The sequence below is a fragment of the Pontibacter sp. SGAir0037 genome, assembly GCF_005491705.1.
Classification (GTDB): domain Bacteria; phylum Bacteroidota; class Bacteroidia; order Cytophagales; family Hymenobacteraceae; genus Pontibacter.
Window position 1 is genome coordinate 1,161,764 of record NZ_CP028092.1, and the last position, 21,283, is coordinate 1,183,046.

Sequence of the window (21,283 nt, forward strand, 5' to 3'; positions counted from 1 at the left end):
AAGCTGTAAGGCTCAAACAGCAACATAAGCCCTTTCACGCCGTAATCCTAATCTATTATCCTTCCTTTAAAATTGGTAAAATCAAGTGTAAAATTTGCAAAATAGATACTATGAAAAGAGAATCCGGAGCGAGTTTACCTGTATGGGTAGAGGGCGTAACGATGCCAGAAACAGGTCCTTTACTTGAAAATATTGAATGCGATGTTTGTATAGTGGGAGCTGGTTTAGCGGGTATGTCTACCGCTTATATGTTAGCCAAGGAGGGAAAGAATGTGGTGGTGTTGGAGGCAAAGAAAATAGGAGGGGGGGAAACAAGCAGAACGACTGCCCATTTATCGAATGCACTCGATGATCGCTATTCTAATTTAGTGAAGCTGTTCGGCGAAGAGGGGGCACTGCTGGCGGCCCAGAGCCATGGCCGGGCGATAGATAAAATAGAAGAGATTGTAAAGGAGGAAAACATCGACTGTGACTTTACCCGGATAGACGGCTACCTGTTTGCCAACGACCGGCAGGAGGAGGAAGAACTGCTGAAGGAGCTGGAGGCAGTGCAGCAAATAGGCTGGCGTGATGTGATTCTTCGTAAAGATAGTCCTGTTAAAACGCTTACAGGGCTTCCTTGCCTGCATTTCCCGAACCAGGCACATTTTCACGTGCTGAAATATCTCTCAGCTATCAGCAGCGCTTTTTTAAATATGGGCGGCAGGATTTTTACCGAAACCAAGGTAACGCGCTATGAATCTGGTACGGTTGCAACTGTTATCTCTGAAGATAATTTTGCTGTTTCGGCTAATCAACTGGTAGTTGCTACCAACACACCGACCAACGATTTTGCTACCATGCATACCAAGCAAGCCCCTTACCGCACGTATGTAGTAGGTGCTATGGTAGCAAAAGATGCTGTTCCTGATGCACTTTACTGGGATATGGCAGAGCCGTATCATTATGTAAGGCTGCTGAAGGGAAAGGCTCTGGACGAAGGTGCTGCCTCAGACCTGTTAATTGTAGGTGGTGGAGACCATAAAACGGGGCAGGCTGAGAATTACGAATCGAGCTTTAGAGACCTGGAGCGCTGGATGCGACTGAAGTTTCCGGAGGCTGGCGAAGTGATCTACCGCTGGTCTGGCCAGGTATACGAGCCGGTGGACCTACTGGGTTATATTGGCAGAAATCCGGGTGACACTGACAATGTATATATCATAACAGGTGACTCCGGACACGGTATGACGCACAGTACCATTGGCGGTATGCTGATCACAGACTTGATAATGGGCAGAGAGAATCCCTGGGCCACACTATACGATCCGGGTAGAAGCCCTATGAAAGCAGCAGGAGAGTATATAAAGGAGAACCTGAATGTGGCGGCACAGTTTAAAGATTTTGTTACACCGGGTGAGGTAAAAGATCCGCAGGAGGTATTACCCGGTACCGGACGTATCATGCGTAAAGGTTTAAGTAAAGTAGCTGTATACTGTGATCAGGATGGTGTGAGGCATACCTGTTCAGCCGTTTGCACGCACATGGGCTGTATTGTCAGTTGGAATGATGTGGAAAGTTCCTGGGACTGCCCTTGCCACGGTTCACGCTTCGATCCATTTGGGCGTGTTATCACCGGACCAGCAACCAAAGACCTGGAGCCTGAGCAGGAGGATTAAAAGGTATGTTATCTTCTATAGAGCCTGTAGGTTCGTCTATTCCACAAGCAGCAACGCATCGCTAGTAGTACTAGCGATGCGTTGCTGCTTGTGGATGTAGGTATTAACTAAAATTACATCTTTTTATAGGCCTCCAACTCCTGAAGACGCTTCGAAATATTATCAGCCCATACCTGCTGTACCTCAGCATCCAGTCCATGGCGGGAAAGTTCATCAAACTCCAGCTGTTCTGCCTTCCAGGTTTTAAAAGCTTCAGCCACAGTTGGGTTCATTCGGTCTTTCATGTTGGTGCAGGTGGTGCCCAGAGCAGCCAGCTTTTTGCGAAGCAGGCGGGCGTGCACCTCCGTTAAATCGAAATGCAATTGCTCGTGGTAAAGCAGTTTTTCCGATTTTTTATTTTTTGACCATGACTGCGTAGCCAGGAAAACACATTTTACCTCATACACAAATTCATTGTTGCTGCATTTGGCATCTACAGCCAGATTGGCGGCAGTAACTGCATGATGCGGATTGCCTTCTTCCGGTAAGCCTTTAAAATCGTCCCAGTTCAGTCTGCGGTCAGAAGACCAGGCAATGTTTTCGCTTGCCAGATTTTTATCTGCTGAAACAGAGGTGGTTAAAGGTTTTAAATTGGACTCAGGCTTTAGTACAGGCGCAAAAAGCCACGAAAAGAAAGAGAGTAAAAATGTAATAAGTACCATTGGCTAAAAGGTAAATTTATTTTCAAATTCAGAACTGTTTAAAATTTAAAAAAGTGCCCGAATTTGTAACTTATTTAGCTTTTGCCTCGTAGCTGAGTTTTTTAAAGCGAAAAAATAGTAAAATAGCAGCAACCGATAAGCCCACTAAGAGACCTGTCCAGATGCCGTTTACACCAAAATCAGCAACAAAACAAAGTAAATAACCTACAGGTAATCCAATTATCCAATAAGCTACCAACGAAATGATACTTGGTACTTTAACATCTTCCAAACCTCTTAAAGCACCCAGACCAACTACCTGTACTCCGTCTGAAATCTGAAACAGAGCAGCAATTATTAGTAGCATAGAGGCAATTTGAATAACCTCTTCATCATGAATGTATAAGTTAGGAATAAATTTGTTTCCTGCAATCATCAGCAGGCCACTAAATGTCATAAAACCTATTGCCATTACAAAACTGCTGGTACCGGCCAGGCGCATGGCTCTTTTGTTACCTAAGCCTTTCTGATTTCCGACTCGTATGGTAGCCGCTGCCGCAATGCCGCTTGCCATCATATAAGTGACAGAGGCCACATTAATGGCGATCTGGTGTGCTGCCAGCTGTTTAGCGCCTAACCATCCAATCATAATGGCTGAAAAACTGAAAGCACCCATTTCAAAAACCATCTGAATGGAAATAGGTATGCCTAGTTTAATGAGGCGGTACATATGGGTTGAGGAGAGGTAGCGGAGTTTCAGGTATTTCTGGTATACTTCAAACCTCCTGTTATAAAGGATATAGGCTCCCATCATCATGGCCATAAGTACCCTTGATATCATGGTGGCCCAGCCGGCACCTATCAGTCCCATTGGCTCAAAGCCTAATTTCCCAAAAATCAGGATATAGTTTAAAACAACGTTCAGGCCGTTGGCTATAATGGAAACATACATGGCCACTTTGGTGAGGGAGAGGCCTTCTGCAAACTGCCGGAATGCCTGGAACACCATCAGGGGAACCATGGAAAGAAACAGGATCTTTATATAGGGAATTGCCATCTCTACTACCTGAACCGGCTGATTAAGCAGCCTGATGTAAGGTGAAACAAAATAGCCTACTACAAAAAGTAAGATGCCTACCACCAGGTTGGAAACCAGGGCATTGAGAAGCAGCAGCGAAATTCGCGTATAATTGCGTCTGCCTTCTGCCGCAGCAATCAAAGGTGTAATACTAAAAGAGATGCCCAGCCCAAAGACCAATGTAATCGTAAAGATGCTGTTACCCAGGGAAGCAGCAGCCAGTGGAATGGTACCGATCTGACCTACCATCAAGCTATCAAAAACACTTACCATGATGTGCCCCAACTGGCTGAGCACGACCGGATAGGCCAGGAGGAAGTTTTTACGGAAATGTTCTTTGTATTCAGCTGATCTCATAGCAGTACCCTTTTGAAAGAGCCCGCAAAATTAGCCTTTTTTATTTTCAGGCACAGCTAGTATCCGAAATTATAGTGGATAATCAGTTTGACTCTGTGTGAAGCCAGACCACTGGCTTTCCGCAATAGTTGCAAGCATAGCAGAGAGACGACTACAGGTGATCTGCCTCCAGTTCAGCCAGGGCCTGTTTTAATCTTTTGATTGCTTCCTGAAGCTCAGCTGGTTCTATGGCAAACGACATACGTGCATGGCCCGGTGCTCCAAAATAATCTCCGGGTGAGAGTGTTAAACTATAATCCTGTTCCAAATATTTACACAAGTCTATAGCAGAGTAAATCTTTTTACCTGCACTTGTTTGGGTACCCAGAAAGTGGCTGAAGTCCGGAAAAAGGTAGTAGGCTCCTTCAGGCTGGAAAAAGGTTACATGCGGTATCTGTGCCATCGCTTCTATTGCTGCCAGTCGGTTTTCTTCCAGCACAGGTAGAAAGGTTGCCAATATAGTGCTGCGGTGTTGTAGTGTAGCCAAGGCGCCGGCTTGTAAAATCGGGCTGATACCGGACAAAGTCCCGAACTGATAGGCAATACATTTTTCGATGATTTCCCGTGCACCAACAACATAGCCTACGCGCCAGCTGGTCATGGCAAACGATTTTGAAAAGCCGTTCACGATCAAGCATCTTTCCTGCGGCCCCTGGCAGGAAAGGATAGAAGTAAAAGGCCTGCTGTAAGTAATATAGTCGTAAATTTCATCACAGATAATGTATAAATCAGGGAATTCAGAGGCAGCAGCCAGTATGGCCTCGAGTTCTTCTTTCTTGTATATACGGCCTGTAGGGTTTGCCGGATTAGTTAATAATAGTATCCTGCTTTTCCCGTGCAGTACCGCCCGTAATGCCTCTGGCTTAAGGCTATACTGGTCAGCGAAGCTGGTGGGTATTGTTACTAAGCTTCCTTTGCTGTATTTAACCAGCTCATGAAAGCCAAACCAGGCGGGTGTGGGAATCACTACTTCATCTCCCTCTTGCAGCAACACCGAAAACAGGGTATGCAGGGCTGATTTACTGCCAGAGGTGATAAGTACCTGGTCTGCCTCTATGGCCATTCCTTCGTTTTTATACTTTCCGGCAACTGCATTTCGCAACTCTTCTGTTCCCTCAGCGGCATTATAAAAGTTTTCCCGCTCTTGTAAAACAGCCATAGCGGCTGCCGAGGCCTGTTCAGGGCTTTTAAAGAAACTGGTGCCGGAAGCTAGGTTAAGGTGCTGCATGTTTAGTCGACGTTGAAAAGTACATCAGCAAAATAGTTATTCTTATCCTGAAATACATGCTCTAATGTAAAACCACACTGTCTGCCAAGCTCCTGTACCTGTTGTATAGAATATTTATAGGAACTTTCAGTTTGTATTGCTTCCCAGGCTTCAAAATGAAATGTTAAGTCTATCTCTTTAATATATACCTGCTGCTGCTTTTCGCTGATCAGGTAGCTCTTCATAGCGCCTTCCTGCGGCTCGTACATCGCGTAGTGCCGGAAAGCACCCAAATCGAAGTTGCCGCCAAGTTCCTGGTTAATGCGATGCAGCAGGTTCAGGTTAAATGTGGAAGTTACTCCGGCTGCATCATCATAGGCAGGTATGAGTTTGTCAGGGTCTTTGCGCAAATCTATACCCATCAGGAATTTATCGCCCCGGCGCAGGTAGCTCCTGATGCTCCGCAGGAAGTCTTTACTCTCAGCCAGGTTAAAGTTGCCGATGTTGGAGCCCAGGAAGAGTACCACTTTGCGTTCCTGCTTATGCTGGTGCAGCCATTTCAGGGCCATAAAGTATTCGCCTATCACCGTCTGTAGCTGCAGCTCCGGTAGCTCGTTTTGCAGCTTAACCGTAAGTTGCTCCATCGCATTTCCGGAAATATCCACCGGAACGTATTCAAAATCCTGATGCTGGGCAGTAAGCTGGTGTAAAAGAATTTTCGTTTTCAGCGCATCTCCGGCACCCAGGTCGATCAGGTGAAAAAAACCGTTTTCACTAAAACGCTGTGCCATGGCTTTTCTGTTTTCTGACAGCACATCGTATTCGCATCGGGTAAGATAATACTCCGGCAAGTCCATGATCTGCTGGAAAAGCCTGCTGCCTTCGCTGTCGTAAAAGTAGCGGGAGGGTAAGGCTTTCGGTTTTCTGCTGAGGCCTACAGCTACATCCTGGGCAAATACCAGCTTATCAGAGGCAACATCTCTTTTCAGGCCCAGTTCTACTATAGGTAGGGCTGTATGTTTTATTTGCATAAAGTTTTATTTTGCCAGCCGGATACCATTGTATTGCCAGCGTTTGTCCGGGTGAAAGAAGTTTCGGTAGGTTGTACGGATATGGCTCTCCGGAGTGGCGCAGGAGCCGCCTCTGAGTACCATCTGGTTCAGCATAAATTTACCGTTATACTCTCCAAGGGCACCCGGAGCTTTAGAAAACCCCGGATAAGGATGGTAGGCACTATACGTCCATTCCCACACGTCTCCGTACAGCTGTTGTACCTCTGCCGTCGGAGCCGCTGCAACAGGCTCCAGAAATTCTGTTTCTACAAAATTTCCGTTTCCCGGTTTGTGAACCTGGCTGGCAGCCTCCCATTCAAATTCAGTTAAAAGTCTTTTGCCGGCCCAACTGGCATAAGCGTTGGCCTCGTAAAAGCTGATATGGCAAACCGGAGCATTTTTGTCTACTTTTTCCAGGCCATGCATACTGAACCGATGCCATTCGCCTTCCTGCTCTACCCAATAAAGCGGCGCCTGCAGTTTTTCAGTGTTCACAAGGGCAAAACCTTCGTCAAGCCAATGCCTGAAATCACTGTAACCGCCATCCTGCATAAATTCGAGATACTCGCCATTTGTTACCAGCTGGTTCATGATCTGAAAGTCTTCTAAAAGTACTTTATGTACCCCCAGCTCATTATCGAAGCAAAATTCGTTGCCCTTATAGCCAATTTCATAAACCCCGCCCGGAACATCTGCAAAAGCAGGAGCAAGGGTTGCACTCGTCTGCGGTGTCTTCGGGTTTGTCTTCGAAAAATATGCAGGCATTAAAGGGTTGGTGCTTAATATGTATTTTATGTCGGTGATTAACAGTTCCTGGTGCTGTTGTTCGTGCTGCAGGCCAAGCTCCAGGATTGGTAAAATTTCGGCTATCTGTTTATCCGGTAAGTTCTGAAGCAGTATTGCCACGTGCTCGTTTACATGAGCCCGATAGTTATAGATGTCCTGTAGGGGAGGTCTGGTGAGTGTGCTGCGCTTATCCCGCTGCACCCGGTTGCCGACCGAATTATAGTAGGAGTTAAAAAGGTAGCTATAGTGGGGGTGGAATAATTTATAGTTCTGCAGATAGGGCTTCAGTACAAAGTTCTCAAAAAACCAGGTGGTATGGCCCATATGCCATTTAGGCGGGCTTACATCAACAATAGGTTGAACAACAGTGTCTTCGGGTTCCAGAGGACGACAAATCTGCTCTGTTCGGGCTCGGATTTGTTCGAAACGAGCTATGGTGACTGCGTGTGCAGAAGCGAATTGAGTGCTCATGATCTAAAAGAATGATTTATAACTGAATAGCCTGGCCTTGGTGTGTTGAATAATATAGTGGTTAGCCCTATGTACGGGAATTCCGTTGAGAATGGTTTATCTTAGTGTCTGATTAATAGGTTGGGCAGGTAAAGGAGCTGAAGAATTTCATACGCTTAACCGGTAAAATTAAGTCTAACCCCAGCTTGAAGAAGAATGCAGCTTAAATTACAGTATATCTCCAGAGAACTTCGTTTTAAATTTGATGCCCGTACTTCGCGGGGAGCCATTTCTACGCATAAAGCTTACTACCTTATGCTTTCTGATACTGCTAATCCCGAAATAGCTGGCATTGGAGAGTGTGCACCCCTGGCAGGATTAAGCATTGATGACAGGCCTGATCTTGAAAAGAAGCTGCATGAAATGTGCCACCGGATCAGCAGTGAAAAAGATTTAGTGCTAGATGAAACAGGCAGACTTTCTGATTTGCTTGAGTTGGAGGAATGGCCGGCCATTCGTTTTGCACTTGAAACAGCCTGGCTGGATCTGCAGAACAATGGCCAGAGAATTCTGTTTCAAAACTCCTTTAGTAGCGGTGAGCGGGGTATACCCATTAACGGACTCGTATGGATGGGAGAGAAGGCTTTTATGCAGGAACAGATAGAAAAGAAGCTGGCAGATGGGTATGAGTGCCTGAAGCTGAAAATCGGAGGGCTGGATTTTAAAACAGAACTGGAGCTTTTGCAGCAGATCAGAGAAGTGGCCGGTGCAGAAAAGCTTGCGATCAGGGTAGATGCCAATGGCGCTTTCTCACCGCAGGAGGCATACAAAAAGCTGGAGCGGCTAGCCAAATATGACATCCATTCCATTGAACAACCCATCAGGCAGGGACAATATGACGAAATGGCCCAGCTTTGTGCGTATACTCCTATCCCGATTGCCCTGGATGAAGAATTAATCGGTGTGCAGCACCGGGAAGAGCAAATCAGGCTCCTGGAGAAGATCAAGCCACAGTACATTATACTGAAGCCGACTTTGCTAGGCGGTTTAAGAGCCAGTGAAGCCTGGATCCGTGAGGCTGAGGCAAGAGCGATTGGCTGGTGGATAACCTCTGCCCTGGAAAGCAATATCGGACTGAATGCTATCAGCCAGTTTACGGCAAACTATCCCTTAGCAATGCCTCATGGCCTGGGTACGGGGCAACTGTATCACAACAACCTTCAGTCGCCCTTGCAAATTAAAGAAGGCAGCTTATGGTACAGGCCGGAGGTGGAATGGGAATCGTTGGCGACCTGATAAGTTCTGGCGCCTGAGGTGCTATGGCTGGCTATATTGCTCTTTTAGTAACTGCATTACTTTTTCCATGCCGGTACTTGCCTTTTCCTCGATGAGATGCAGGTTCTTGCGGGGGCGGATGTAAGGCAGGTTAGGGTCAACTACTATAATCGGTACGTCATCCGAAATATAATCCACCAGGCTGGCTGCCGGGTAAACAACCAGTGAAGTGCCGACAACAAGTAAAATATCAGCCTTCATCGTAATGTCTGCTGCCACTTCCATCATGGGCACCGGCTCGCCAAACCAGACAATGTTGGGGCGCAATTGAGAACCGCGTGCGCACTTGTCGCCCAGCTTAAGTTCATGCCCTTTTATAGGATATACAAGTTTCGGATCCAGGGTGCTGCAACTTTCAAAGAGCTTGCCGTGCAGGTGAATAATGCGTTTTGAGCCGGCACGTTCGTGCAGATCGTCTACGTTTTGTGTGATAACGGTTACATCAAAGTCTTTTTCCAGTTCAACCAGAGCCAGATGTGCGGCATTCGGCTTGGCTTCATGTGCATTCTTTCGGCGCTGGTTATAAAAATCAAGTACAAGCGCAGGGTTCTTTTTCCAGCCTTGCGGTGAGGCAACCTCCATTACATCATGCCCTTCCCAGAGACCGTTGGCATCACGAAAGGTGGCAATACCACTTTCTGCGCTAATTCCGGCTCCGGTTAAAACAACCAGCTTTTTCTTCATAAGTACATTAACTTAAAATGCTATACCAATCTTAATGCCTCCTATCAGGTGAACTCCGGTATAGCCATAGTCCAGGTAATTTTCATTATAACGAACCTTTGTGTAATTAGTATCGATGTGGCTGTTTTTATACGTAACACCAACGTAAATATCTCCGACAATACGATCCGAAATCACAGGCCCTTGTAAGCCGGCTGTGCCCAGAATGCCCATTCTGGATATTCTTTCTTCGTGGTTTCTGGCGCGGTAAATATAGTAGTCTAATCCGTCATCACCAGTTTCTTCCTTCCAGCCTAATTTCTCGAAGCCGATGTTAAATTGATGGTAAGAAACACCGTAAGAAACATACAGGCGTGAGTTTGGCCCGAGGGAGGAGCCTCTGCTATAGACCCGGTGCATAAGCTGTGCACCATACCCTTTTACGTGCGCGTAATCTTCGGCTTCGCTGTCTCTGGAAGTAAAGGCATCAGTAAACCAGGTCTCTCCATTGTACAGGCTTGGGGTAAGAACAATACTATGCCTTGCGGCAGGCTTAACGGCCTTTTCGATTTCAAGAACGTAGGCATTAACTGCCAGGTGCTGCGGGCTGAATTTGATGTACAGGCTCTTGTGCTGAACCGAATCAGACTGCGCATAACCACAGAAAACGAACAAAGGACTCATCCAGAAAAGAATGAGCAGGCTGAGCTTATAGTGCATTAAAAGGGGCTTTAAACTCTCGTTAGGAGGATGGCTGAATTGTAATTTTGCTTAATAGCTCCAGGCTTTCACCCAGATACTGATACTGGTAAAAGCCATCGCTTCCAACCACCAGTAAATTCCCCTTGTCTGGAATCACATCAAATGCGTTGATGTTAAAGTGTTTTTTCAGGGTGATCGCATTAACATTGGAGGCATCATACATCTTCAGACCATCATCACAGACAAACAAGTTGTTGCCATCTATTCCCAGTCCCATCGGGTTAACCATCTGGTACTGGCTTTTCAGCACTGGGTTTGTGATGTTTTGAATATCAATTATTTGTAGCTCGTTGATGGCCCTTCCACAATTTGTTCCTGTTCGTAAGGTAACGTAGGCATAACGTCCATCTGTAACAACAGGATCGCAGCTGAAGGTGTGGCTATAATGTGACAATTCCTGCGGCGAAGCCGGATTCTCAACACTCAGAATATGCATACCTGTCTGGGTGCCTACAAAAAGCTTATCTTCAAATGGAAAGATGGTTTCTACTCCAAAAGACAAAGGAACGGTTTTTTCTTTTACAGGGTCGGTAGGGCTGGTGATGTTGAACAGGTTAAGGTTGTTGTTATCTACTGTGTACAGGTAGTCACCGCTTACTGCAAAACGGGCCATAGAGCCACCCTTACCTGTCGGAGATACTGCTTCGCGCGCTATAGAAGATGAATCGGTTTCGCAGGATTGCAAAGTGGCCAGCACGATACATACGGCAGAAATACAGAGGTTTAACTTTTTCATCTTACTTTTTTTGTTTAGGTTCCCAACCAACTACAATAGCATCTGCCGGCGCATCCTGGAGAGTTAAAAGTTCGCTCGGAAGATTGTCTGGTGAAAGAGGTGCAGGCAAAGCGTCTTTTACCCGTTTTGTTGTCTGAATATTATTGATATCCTGAATGTTAATAGCGACAAGATCCACAGCATTATCTACATAAAGCATGTTGTTCTTGACTGCAAAATCCATGCATCCGGGAACCTGGATAAAAGCAATGTTTTCGGGGCGTTTTCTGTCGAGGTTGTTGATGATATGAATGCCTTTATACTGTTCGTTAATAAGAATATACTGCCCGTAGCTGTAAATCTTGCCTGGATTCACAATAGGCTGGGGAGTCTTTTTTACAACAGATTGTTCCAGCTGGCTTCGGCTCATCAATATTGGGGTATACTCTGAGAAGGGCTGGGGCTCGGGAGGCATCGGACAAGCCGTTAGCAGGGGTAACAGCAATACCATACTAGCGTAAAAGAGTTTTTTCTTCATAGCAAAAAGGTGAAAAGCGTTCAGAGTTCATCCTGGTCAGCATTCGGGTACGAACAGGAAAAGCATTAGTATTTCTTTCATTGTAGCACTACAAGCTGCTGGCTTCAGGCTACTTAATAGTAATAAAATTAGTAAAAATATTATATTAAGCAAATCTAATTTATTGTTCAACAAAAAAAGCCCGGTAGAAGAATCTGTTTCAAGTTCGTCTACCGGGCCTTTATAAGAAAGGGTATTGTTACTTCTTCTTTGGAGCTGCCTTCTTTGCGGCAGGTTTTTTAGCCGCAGTTTTTTTTGCAGCTGGTTTTTTCTCGTCAGCAGGCTCTGCTTTTTTCTTAAAGCCTCCTCTGCCTTTCTTCTCCGGTGTTTTCTCTGCCAGTTCCAGGCATTCTTCAAGCGTTAGCTCCGTCGGCTCTTTGTCTTTCGGAATTTTAACATTCTTCTTGCCTACCACGATATAAGGTCCATACCGTCCGTTCAGTACTTGTACGTCCGGATTTTCCGGAAAATCCTTGATCAGTTTTTCTGCATCGGCCTTGCGCTTCGCTTCAATCAGCTCTATGGCTTCTTCTGCTGTTACTGTTTGTGGGTCCAGGTGCTTGGGCAGGGAGTAAAACTTGCTGTTGTGGCGGATATACGGACCAAAACGACCAATAGCAGCGGTCATGTCTTTTTCTTCGTAATTGCCCACCACCCTCGGCAGCTTAAAAAGTTCCAGTGCATCTTCTAAGGCAAGGCTTTCGATAAACTGGCCTTTGCGCAAACTGGCATAAACAGGCTTCTCTCCGGTTTCCTCGTTTTCTTCGCCAAGCTGCACATAAGGTCCAAACCGCCCGAGCTTAGCCACAATAGTCTTTCCGGTAGCAGGATCAGTGCCCAACTCCCTGGCGCCGGAAACATCGGCCCTGGAAATGCTTTCACTGGACTCGATGCGCTGGTGGAACTTGTTGTAAAAATTCTCAAGCATTCCTTCCCACTCCTGCTGACCATGGGCAATCTCATCAAACTCAGCTTCTACCCGTGCTGTGAACGAAAAGTCGATCACGTTCGGGAAGTGCTCCACCAGGAAATCGTTTACCACCATTGCCATGTCTGTCGGAAACAGTTTTGCTTTTTCGGCACCGGTTATTTCTGTTTTAGTTTGGGTTGAAATATTGTCACTTTTCAGGGTGATTACCTGGAAATTACGTTCTTTACCTTCACGGCTGTCCTTTTCTACATAACCTCTTTTCTGGATGGTAGAAATAGTAGGCGCATAGGTAGATGGTCTGCCTATACCCATTTCTTCCAGCTTTTTTACCAGACTGGCTTCAGTATAGCGCGGGGCAGGGCGGGAGTAGCGCTGTGTTGCCAGCATTTGGCGTAAACCAAGTGCTTGACCGATAGACAAAGGAGGCAACATGCCTTTTACATCATCGTCCTGCTGCTCTTCATCGTCTTTCGACTCTATGTATACTTTCAGGAAACCTTCGAATTTAATTACCTCGCCTGTCGCCACTAATTTATCCGGGCGTGTTGAGATACCGATGGTCGCAGTCGTTTTCTCAATTTCTGCATCAGCCATTTGAGAGGCAATGGCACGTTTCCAGATCAACTCGTACAGGCGTTGCTCGTTACGGTCGCTGCTGGCTACCATGGCCGAAAAATCGGTTGGGCGAATAGCTTCGTGCGCTTCCTGGGCCGACTGGTTCTTTGTTTTGAAACGCCGTGTTTTTACAAAGCGCTCACCGAAAGAGTTAGCTATGGCAGAGGAGGCCGACTGAATGGCATCTTCCGATAAGTTAACAGAGTCGGTACGCATGTAGGAGATCTTACCAGCTTCGTACAGTTTCTGAGCAATAGACATTGTCTGTGCTACCGAAAAATATAATTTACGGCTGGCCTCCTGCTGCAGGGTAGAAGTAGTAAAAGGCGGAGCAGGAGTCCTCTTCAGAGGCTTGGTCTCCAGGTTCTCTATTGTATAGGCAGCGCCTACACAACCCTGAAGAAAAGCCTGCGCTTCGTCTTCCGTTTTAAATTTGGCAGGCAATTCTGCTTCCAGAACTTTACCCTGCACATCGAAAGAAGCAGTTACTTTAAACGACGATTCGGCCTTAAAGCGATCGATTTCACGCTCACGCTCCACCACCAGGCGTACAGCCACGGACTGCACACGTCCCGCAGAAAGGCCCGTCTTTATTTTTTTCCAGAGTACAGGAGATAGTTCAAAACCTACCAAACGGTCCAAGATACGGCGCGCCTGCTGTGCATTCACCAGGTCCATGTCTATGCCGCGCGGTGAGCTAATGGCATTCAGGATAGCATTTTTAGTGATTTCCCGGAATACGATGCGGCGTGTTTGTTTATTGTTAAGATTCAGAGCCTCCGTCAGGTGCCAGGATATAGCTTCTCCCTCGCGATCATCGTCCGATGCCAGCCACACAGTTTCCGCTTCCTTGGCAAGCTTACGAAGCTGTGCCACCACATCCTTTTTATCGCTTGAGATGACATACGTAGGTTTAAAACCATTTTTTACATCAATGGCATTATTATCCTTGGGTAAATCACGCACGTGGCCGAAACTAGACTTCACTACAAAATCTTTCCCCAGATACCCTTCAATCGTTTTGGCCTTGGCAGGCGACTCTACTATTACTAAGTTTTTAATCATCCTATATTTTTACAGTCGAACTGTACAAAAATTAATTTGCCCAAAGTTCATATATTTTTTTAAACAATTACAACAACAATCGTATAACATGGTTTTACAAAAAAATATATTACATTTAATCTGAACAAATAGCAGCTAAGCATCTATACGTACCCACTATCGAAAGATATGCAAAGAAATGTTCTGATCTGCCGCCATGCAGAAGCAAGTGATCCCTTTCCACTGCGACCAGACTTTGAACGAGAACTAACAAAAGACGGCATCCACCAGGCCCATCTTGCCGGGCAATGGCTGCGGGATCACTTCCGCAAAGTAGATGCCATACTTGCAAGCCCCTCTAACAGGACCCGCACCACGGCTGGTATTATTGCCGGCAGGCTGTACTTCGAAGACGAAAATATAACCTACGATCCGGATTTATACAATCCGCGGGAGTCGCAGCTTATAGGTGCCCTGAGCCGTTTGCCTGAGAGCGTGACCAATGTACTGGTTGTATCGCATAACCCAGGTGTAACACAGCTTGGCAGAACCTTAACCGACAAGCGCATTGGTTACCTGGAGCCGGCCCAGGTGCTTGCTGTTTCCATTAAGCTCGAAAAATGGGAAGAAGTTCATTTTACGACCGGCACCTTAATGAGTAGCAATATGTAATAATTTGTTTTACTTTCCCATTTTAGCTCATTTAAATAAGTATGTTCCGGTTCCTGCTTTATAAGCCTTTAATTTTTAGATAATTATTATTCCGGCTTATGGAAGGGCTCCTGTTCTAACTATATACAGATGGATAAATATTTTCAGATTTCCATTAATTTTGATAGCTTTAGCAGTTTTCAGGCAATCTGCTCTGAAATTTGTGCAACCTTAATCGCTATATGAAGACAACTGTTGTAGCAGTCATTAACCAGAAAGGTGGTACCGGCAAAACTACTACCACTATTAATTTAGGTAGTGCGCTGAGTAAAGCTGGTAAAAAGGTGTTGCTGGTAGATCTTGACCCTCAGAGCAATCTTTCTTATTCGCTTGCTGTAGCCAATCCGGATGCTACGCTGGCGGATGTTTTTCTGGGCAACAAAGCGCTAAAGGATATACTGGTGGAAAAGGACGGGCTTTGGGTTGCCCCCGGCTCCAACGACCTGGTGGATGTGGAAATTTCGCTGGTGACACAGGAAGAAAGAGAAAAATTCCTGAAAAAAATACTTTCTGAAACGAAAGGCTTTGACTATGTGTTGATCGATTGTCCTCCATCCCTCTCCGTGCTAACGCTGAATGCACTAACTGCCGCGCAGGAAGTACTGGTTCCGTTACAAATGGAAGTGCTTACCCTGCAGGGCCTTGACCAGATAATGAATACCGTTAACAAGGTAAAAAAGGCCTTTAACCCAAAACTTAAAATTAAAGGAGTCGTAGTGGTGATGTTTGATATCAGGAGAAAGCTGAGCCAGGAAGTGCTCGAGTACCTGCAGGAAAACATCAAAGAGAAAATCTTTAAGAGCCAGATACGCTTAAATGTTAAGTTAGCAGAGGCTCCCTCGTTCGGTAAAAGTGTGCTGGACTATGATCCCTCTTCGAACGGGGCAAAGGATTATAAGGCGTTGGCAGCCGAGTTTTTGGAGGCGTCGTGACAGCAATTAGCTGTTGTTTTAAAACAATTTTTTAATTTTGATTATCGCATTAATCAAACACCCAGGCAAAGCACTAATACAAACTACGGTTTCGCATTAGCTTTGATTGGTTTATAGAAGATACCCAACTCAAGAAAACTTATATGGCCTTAGGAAAAAACCTGAAGTTGAGCAAAGACAAGCTCATAAGTGAAGAAGCCAAGCAAGAAAAAAATCCTGTTGCAAAAGCCAAGCAAGAAAGTAAGACGCCCACTGCTACTATAACAGAGGCTCCTGCTACGCCTGCTGCCGATGCACCCGTACAAGAAACAGCTACTAAAGAAGCAACTCCTGCCGCCGAAAGAAACGGAACTGCGACAATGGCTGACGTTGGTAATGCTAATACTAAAAAGAAGCAGGTACTGCCCCAGAACTCAGAGTATATAAGTGAGCAACTTAATAAAGTGCTTTACGCGCTGGATGCCTTTAAAAAAGGAGATATCTCTGTTCGCCTCACCAAACAGAACAACGACATTTTTGCGGAAATAGCCGAAGCCTACAACTCGATGGTGGAAATGATCGGTGGTGTAGGTGGCGAAGTGTCGCGTATCTCTAAAGTAGCCGGAGTAGAGGGTAACTTGAAAGCCCGGGCTTCTGCCGAGAACGCTTCCGGTTTCTGGAAAGATATGATCAATAACATCAATGGCCTGGTGGATTCCATTGCTGTTCCGGTACTCGAGGTGGGTAAAGTACTGAAGAATATTTCCAGGGGTAACCTGGACGAAACATTCCAGATTCCTGTTTCGGGTGACTTTAAAGTGATGGCCGAAACCATTAACCGCACGATTGATAACCTGAACCTGTTTGCCGGTGAGGTAACCCGTGTGGCACTCGAAGTGGGTACCGAGGGTAAATTGGGCGGACAGGCATCTGTGCCAAACGTGGCCGGTGTCTGGAAAGATCTGACCGACAACGTGAACACCATGGCCAGCAACCTGACCCTGCAGGTGCGCGATATTGCGAAAGTGGCGATTGGTGTGGCTCAGGGTAACCTGACCCAGAAAGTATCTGTGGACGTGCGTGGTGAGTTTGAGCAGTTGAAGGATAACGTGAACCAGATGGTGGACTCGCTCAACATTTTTGCTGACGAGGTAACCCGTGTGGCCCGTGAAGTGGGTACAGAGGGTAGGTTGGGCGGCCAGGCGAAAGTGCCGAATGTGGCCGGTGTTTGGAAAGGCCTGACCGACAACGTAAACACCATGGCCAGCAACCTGACGTCTCAGATGCGCGACATTGCCAACGTGGCAACCGCGGTGGCGAAAGGAGACTTAACACAAAAAATTACTGTAAATGTAAAAGGTGAGATTGCCGAGCTGAAGGATATCCTGAATGCGATGGTGGACTCGCTTAATATTTTTGCCGGTGAGGTAACCCGCGTGGCACGTGAGGTAGGTACCGAAGGGAAGCTGGGGGGACAGGCCAATGTACCTCGTGTAGAAGGAACCTGGAAAGAACTTACTGACAATGTAAACCTGATGACCAGCAACCTGACCTCGCAGGTGCGCGACATTGCTAACGTAGCAACGGCTGTGGCGAAAGGCGACCTGACACAGAAAGTATCTGTTGATGTGAAGGGGGAACTGGGTGATCTAAAAGATATATTAAATGCGATGGTGGACAGGCTGAACGTGTTTGGCGCGGAAGTAACGCGTGTGGCACGTGAGGTAGGCACCGAAGGTATATTGGGTGGTCAGGCAAATGTGCCGAATGTAGCCGGTATCTGGAAAGAACTAACAGATAACGTGAACTACATGGCCAGCAACCTGACGGCCCAGATGCGTGACATCGCTAATGTGGCAACAGCAGTAGCGAAAGGCGACTTAACACAGAAAATTACTGTAAATGTGCGTGGTGAGCTGGCTGAGCTGAAGGTGAACATTAACCAGATGGTGGACTCGCTCAACATCTTCTCCGACGAGGTAACGCGTGTGGCCCGTGAAGTGGGTACCGAGGGTAAACTGGGCGGACAGGCAACAGTGCCGAACGTGGGAGGTGTTTGGAAAGACCTGACCGACAACGTAAACACCATGGCCAGTAACCTGACGGCGCAGATGCGTGACATTGCCAACGTGGCAACGGCAGTGGCCCAGGGCGACCTGACTCAGAAGATCACAGTAGATGTGAAAGGTGAGCTGATGGATCTGAAAGAGAACCTGAACCAAATGGTGGACTCGCTCAACATCTTTGCCGGTGAGGTAACCCGCGTGGCCCGTGAAGTGGGTACTGAGGGTAAACTGGGCGGCCAGGCGGTGGTGCCGAATGTTGGTGGTGTTTGGAAAGATCTGACTGACAATGTTAACTCCATGGCGGGTAACCTTACCTCTCAGGTACGTGACATTGCCAACGTGGCAACGGCGGTGGCGCAGGGCGACCTGACCCAGAAGATCAATGTGGATGTGAAAGGTGAGATGCTGTCCCTGAAGGAGAACCTGAACCAGATGGTGGACTCGCTCAACATCTTTGCCGGTGAGGTAACCCGTGTGGCCCGTGAAGTGGGTACTGAGGGTAAGCTGGGCGGACAGGCGGTGGTGCCAAACGTAGCCGGTACCTGGAAATCGCTTACTGATAATGTGAATACCATGGCCTCTAACCTGACCCTGCAGGTGCGTGATATTGCTAACGTAGCAACGGCAGTGGCGAAAGGTGATTTAAGGCAGAAAATAACGGTAGATGTGAAAGGTGAGCTCCTTGATCTGAAAGAGAACCTGAACCAGATGGTGGACTCGCTCAACATATTTGCTGATGAAGTAACAAGAGTGGCCCGTGAAGTGGGTACAGAAGGTAAGCTGGGCGGTCAGGCAAACGTGCCGAAAGTACGTGGTACCTGGAAAGAGCTGACCGATAATGTAAACACCATGGCCAGCAACCTGACTTACCAGGTGCGTGATATTGCCAAAGTAGCTACAGCTATAGCGAAAGGCGATCTGACCCAGAAAGTGTCCGTGGATGTAAAAGGAGAGTTGGGTGAACTGAAGGAGAATATCAACCAGCTGGTTGATTACCTGAATGTGTTTGCCGGTGAGGTAACTCGTGTGGCACTTGAAGTGGGTACCGAGGGTAAGTTGGGCGGACAAGCCAATGTACCGAGTGTGGCCGGTGTCTGGAAAGACCTGACCGATAACGTAAACACCATGGCGTCTAACCTGACAACACAGGTAAGAGGTATCGTAAATGTAGTAACAGCAGTATCGAAAGGTGACCTGACGCAGAAACTGAAACTGGAAGCGAAAGGCGAAGTTGCGGAGCTGGCCGAGACGATCAACACCATGGTGATTGACCTGAACCGACTAGCCGGAGAGGTAAGCCGTGTGGCCAGAGTAGCAGGTGTGGAAGGTAAGCTGACAGAGCGTGCTACTTTACAAGGAGTGGGCGGCAGTTGGAAAGAACTGGTAGATACCCTTAACGACCTGCTTGAGTCGATTGTAACGCCAGTACTGGAAGTTTCCCGCGTAGTGCGTGCCATTTCTGAAGGTGATCTTACGCAGAAAGTGGAGGCCCATACAGCCGGTGATATTCTGGATATGGCCAACGCCCTGAACCTGGCAGTAGATAACCTGAATGCCCTGCTGGGTGAAATCAATGATTCTTCGCTGGTAGTAGGTAGCTCTTCTGAAGAAATGGCCGGCAAAGGTCTGGAAATGAACCGAGTAACGCTGGATGTGGCCCTTGCAATGCAACAAATGGCTGAAGGTGCACAAAACCAAGCGCTTAAAACGGATCAGGCCTTTAAGCTGATAGAAGAGATCATGAAAGCAACTAAAGAAACGGCCAACCGTGCTGAAGTTGTGAACAAATCAGCTTTACTGGGTGAGGAAACCTCGCAGTTAGGTCTTAAAACAGTGGCGGAAGTGGTGAAGAACATGGAAGAAATTTCCAGCTCTGCAGCCCTTACTTCTAAAACTATTGAGGTACTAAGTGCCCGTTCTCAGGAAATATCGAAATCATTGGGTGTAATCACCGACATTGCTGCCCAGACTAACCTGCTTGCTTTGAATGCTGCCATTGAGGCGGCCAGAGCAGGTGAGGCCGGTAGAGGTTTTGCGGTGGTTGCCGAAGAGATCAGGAAACTGGCCGAAGGATCACGTAAGTCGGCAAATGAAATATCTACACTGGTAGACGATGTGAAGAAAGATACTGCCTCTGCCGCGACAGCGATCTCTACCATGGAAGGCCGTGTATTGAAAGGTAAGAATGCAACTTTTGAAGCTTCCGGAGCCTTTAAAAACATTGCGGCATCAAGTGGTGAAACACTTCGTACAGCCCAGGATATCTTAACGGCAACAGAAGTACAGAAGTCTTCTATTGGCGACGTTGTGAAATACGTGGAAGAAGTGGTAGCCATTGCCGAGCAGACCGCTTCGGGTACACAGCAGGTAGCAAGTACAGCTAAGCAGCTGTCGGCTTCGATGCAGGAACTTACCTCTTCTTCTCAGAACCTGAACGACATTGCGGCCGACCTGCAGATCAGTATCTCTGCCTTTAAACTTATTGATGGAAACCTTGTTTTCAGCAATGGCAATAACCGCAGGCTTACTTCTATTCCCAGCCGCAACGCTGTAAAGCAGCTGACAGGCAATAGCAGACAAGCAACCGGTAATGGCAAATCTGGAGATAACAAGCTGAGATAATATTTCTGGCGGATGAAAAAGGAGAAAGAAAAAGCGACAGAAGAAGAGCCGGTGGTAGATACTGCCATTGCGCTCACTTCTAAAGAAAAGGAAGTAGAGACGAAAAAGCATGTTGTGGAAGAAATGGTCCACATCATTGTCTTTAAGCTCGGAGCCGAAGAATACGCTATCCGGATAGAGCAGGTGCGGGAGGTAACGGTAACTCCAGGTATTACCCGAATGCCCCGCACGCCGCACTTCATTAAGGGTGTAGCCAATGTTCGCGGCGATATTATTGCCATTATGGATCTGGAGGAACGGTTTGGCATAAGACCTGTTGCAGAAGAAGGAGTACTCGCCTCCAACACCACTTATACCCTGGTAATTGAAGCCAAAGAATACAGTATTGGGGTAGTAGTAAAAGAGGTGCCTCAGTCTATGAACATTGGCTCTTCCAAAATCGACAGATCACCTGCTTTTCTGCAGGATATCAATGTCAATGAAAACTATATTGAAGGTATTGCCAAAGTAGACAACCGCCTGATTATTATCCTGGATATGTACAAAATACTTACCCATGATGAGATAAAAGAGCTGGCAGGATAAAAAAGACACATTTAAAGTATCAACTCCATATATATGAAAAGAATACTGATTGTAGATGATTCTTTCTACATGCGCACTATGTTGAAGAACATGCTGACTGATGCAGGTTACGAAGTGGTAGGCGAAGCTCCGAACGGACAAACAGCGCTGGAACTGGCAAAAGAAACAAAACCTGATTTAATTACACTGGATGTTATCTTGCCTGATAATACAGGTCTCGACGTACTGAAAGGTATTAAAGGTGAGCAGCCAGACATGAAAGTAATTATCGTAAGTGCTGTCGGCCAGGAGGTGATCGTGAACGAAGCAATGGAATATGGTGCCCAATCCTATATTGTAAAGCCTTTTTCAGAAGAAAAGGTACTGGAAGTAGTCAGTAAAGTATTGGCTGAAGAACCTAAAAGCGAATAATCCGGCTTCAGTTTTTCAGGAGTAAATTTTG

Annotated in this window: 17 protein-coding genes; 7 read left to right on the top strand and 10 right to left on the bottom strand. The window is 46.7% G+C overall.

Translation table 11 applies throughout. The features are described from left to right. The first annotated feature begins 110 nt into the window (after positions 1 to 110). A complete protein-coding gene (locus C1N53_RS04810) occupies positions 111 to 1,655 on the top strand; it encodes an FAD-dependent oxidoreductase (protein WP_137758240.1) in 1,545 nt (514 codons plus the stop codon). A gap of 113 nt (positions 1,656 to 1,768) precedes the next feature. Here C1N53_RS04810 and C1N53_RS04815 read toward each other — a convergent pair whose 3' ends face one another. The 5 genes from C1N53_RS04815 to egtB form a co-directional block, all read right to left on the bottom strand. Next, a complete protein-coding gene (locus C1N53_RS04815) occupies positions 1,769 to 2,356 on the bottom strand; it encodes a DUF922 domain-containing protein (RefSeq protein WP_137758241.1) in 588 nt (195 codons plus the stop codon). Positions 2,357 to 2,426: 70 nt separating this feature from the next. Then, positions 2,427 to 3,770 carry an MATE family efflux transporter gene (locus C1N53_RS04820; RefSeq protein ID WP_137758242.1) on the bottom strand — a complete coding sequence of 448 codons (1,344 nt, stop codon included), beginning with the start codon at positions 3,768 to 3,770 and terminating at the stop codon, positions 2,427 to 2,429. A gap of 151 nt (positions 3,771 to 3,921) precedes the next feature. Then, on the bottom strand, positions 3,922 to 5,037 hold the full coding sequence (locus C1N53_RS04825; RefSeq protein ID WP_137758243.1) for a pyridoxal phosphate-dependent aminotransferase: 1,116 nt from the start codon (positions 5,035 to 5,037) through the stop codon (positions 3,922 to 3,924). Positions 5,038 to 5,039: 2 nt separating this feature from the next. Then, the gene (gene egtD / locus C1N53_RS04830; RefSeq protein WP_137758244.1) at positions 5,040 to 6,047 is read right to left on the bottom strand and encodes an L-histidine N(alpha)-methyltransferase; all 1,008 of its coding nucleotides are present in this window, start codon (positions 6,045 to 6,047) and stop codon (positions 5,040 to 5,042) included. 6 nt (positions 6,048 to 6,053) lie between these two features. Further along, entirely contained in the window at positions 6,054 to 7,325 is a 1,272-nt protein-coding gene (gene egtB / locus C1N53_RS04835) for an ergothioneine biosynthesis protein EgtB (RefSeq protein WP_137758245.1), read from the bottom strand. Positions 7,326 to 7,520: 195 nt separating this feature from the next. Between egtB and C1N53_RS04840 the strand changes: the two genes are divergently transcribed. Then, positions 7,521 to 8,600, top strand: a complete 1,080-nt coding sequence (locus C1N53_RS04840) for an o-succinylbenzoate synthase (protein WP_137758246.1) — start codon at positions 7,521 to 7,523, stop codon at positions 8,598 to 8,600. Positions 8,601 to 8,621: 21 nt separating this feature from the next. Here C1N53_RS04840 and C1N53_RS04845 read toward each other — a convergent pair whose 3' ends face one another. From C1N53_RS04845 to topA, 5 genes are all read right to left on the bottom strand, one after another. Continuing rightward, positions 8,622 to 9,323 (bottom strand): NAD-dependent deacylase, encoded by a 702-nt coding sequence (locus tag C1N53_RS04845; RefSeq protein ID WP_137758247.1) that lies wholly within the window; start codon positions 9,321 to 9,323, stop codon positions 8,622 to 8,624. Positions 9,324 to 9,335: 12 nt separating this feature from the next. Then, entirely contained in the window at positions 9,336 to 10,022 is a 687-nt protein-coding gene (locus C1N53_RS04850; RefSeq protein ID WP_137758248.1) for a hypothetical protein, read from the bottom strand. Positions 10,023 to 10,044: 22 nt separating this feature from the next. Next, positions 10,045 to 10,800 (bottom strand): LVIVD repeat-containing protein, encoded by a 756-nt coding sequence (locus tag C1N53_RS04855; RefSeq protein ID WP_137758249.1) that lies wholly within the window; start codon positions 10,798 to 10,800, stop codon positions 10,045 to 10,047. Between the two features lies 1 nt (position 10,801). Further along, a complete protein-coding gene (locus tag C1N53_RS04860; RefSeq protein ID WP_137758250.1) occupies positions 10,802 to 11,317 on the bottom strand; it encodes a hypothetical protein in 516 nt (171 codons plus the stop codon). A 238-nt stretch (positions 11,318 to 11,555) separates the two neighbouring features. Further along, positions 11,556 to 13,967, bottom strand: a complete 2,412-nt coding sequence (gene topA / locus C1N53_RS04865) for a type I DNA topoisomerase (protein ID WP_137758251.1) — start codon at positions 13,965 to 13,967, stop codon at positions 11,556 to 11,558. Positions 13,968 to 14,135: 168 nt separating this feature from the next. Here topA and C1N53_RS04870 point away from each other — a divergent pair, with 168 nt between their 5' ends. The 5 genes from C1N53_RS04870 (at position 14,136) to C1N53_RS04890 (ending at position 21,252) form a co-directional block, all read left to right on the top strand. Beyond that, positions 14,136 to 14,618: a histidine phosphatase family protein gene (locus tag C1N53_RS04870; protein ID WP_137758252.1), complete on the top strand. Its 483-nt coding sequence runs from the start codon at positions 14,136 to 14,138 to the stop codon at positions 14,616 to 14,618. Between the two features lie 221 nt (positions 14,619 to 14,839). Next, positions 14,840 to 15,589, top strand: coding sequence for a ParA family protein (locus tag C1N53_RS04875; protein ID WP_137758253.1), 750 nt, complete (start codon positions 14,840 to 14,842; stop codon positions 15,587 to 15,589). Between the two features lie 143 nt (positions 15,590 to 15,732). Further along, entirely contained in the window at positions 15,733 to 20,256 is a 4,524-nt protein-coding gene (locus tag C1N53_RS04880; RefSeq protein WP_137758254.1) for a HAMP domain-containing protein, read from the top strand. Between the two features lie 12 nt (positions 20,257 to 20,268). Then, entirely contained in the window at positions 20,269 to 20,841 is a 573-nt protein-coding gene (locus tag C1N53_RS04885) for a chemotaxis protein CheW (protein WP_137758255.1), read from the top strand. A 33-nt stretch (positions 20,842 to 20,874) separates the two neighbouring features. After that, positions 20,875 to 21,252 carry a response regulator gene (locus tag C1N53_RS04890; RefSeq protein WP_137758256.1) on the top strand — a complete coding sequence of 126 codons (378 nt, stop codon included), beginning with the start codon at positions 20,875 to 20,877 and terminating at the stop codon, positions 21,250 to 21,252. Positions 21,253 to 21,283: the final 31 nt, after the last annotated feature.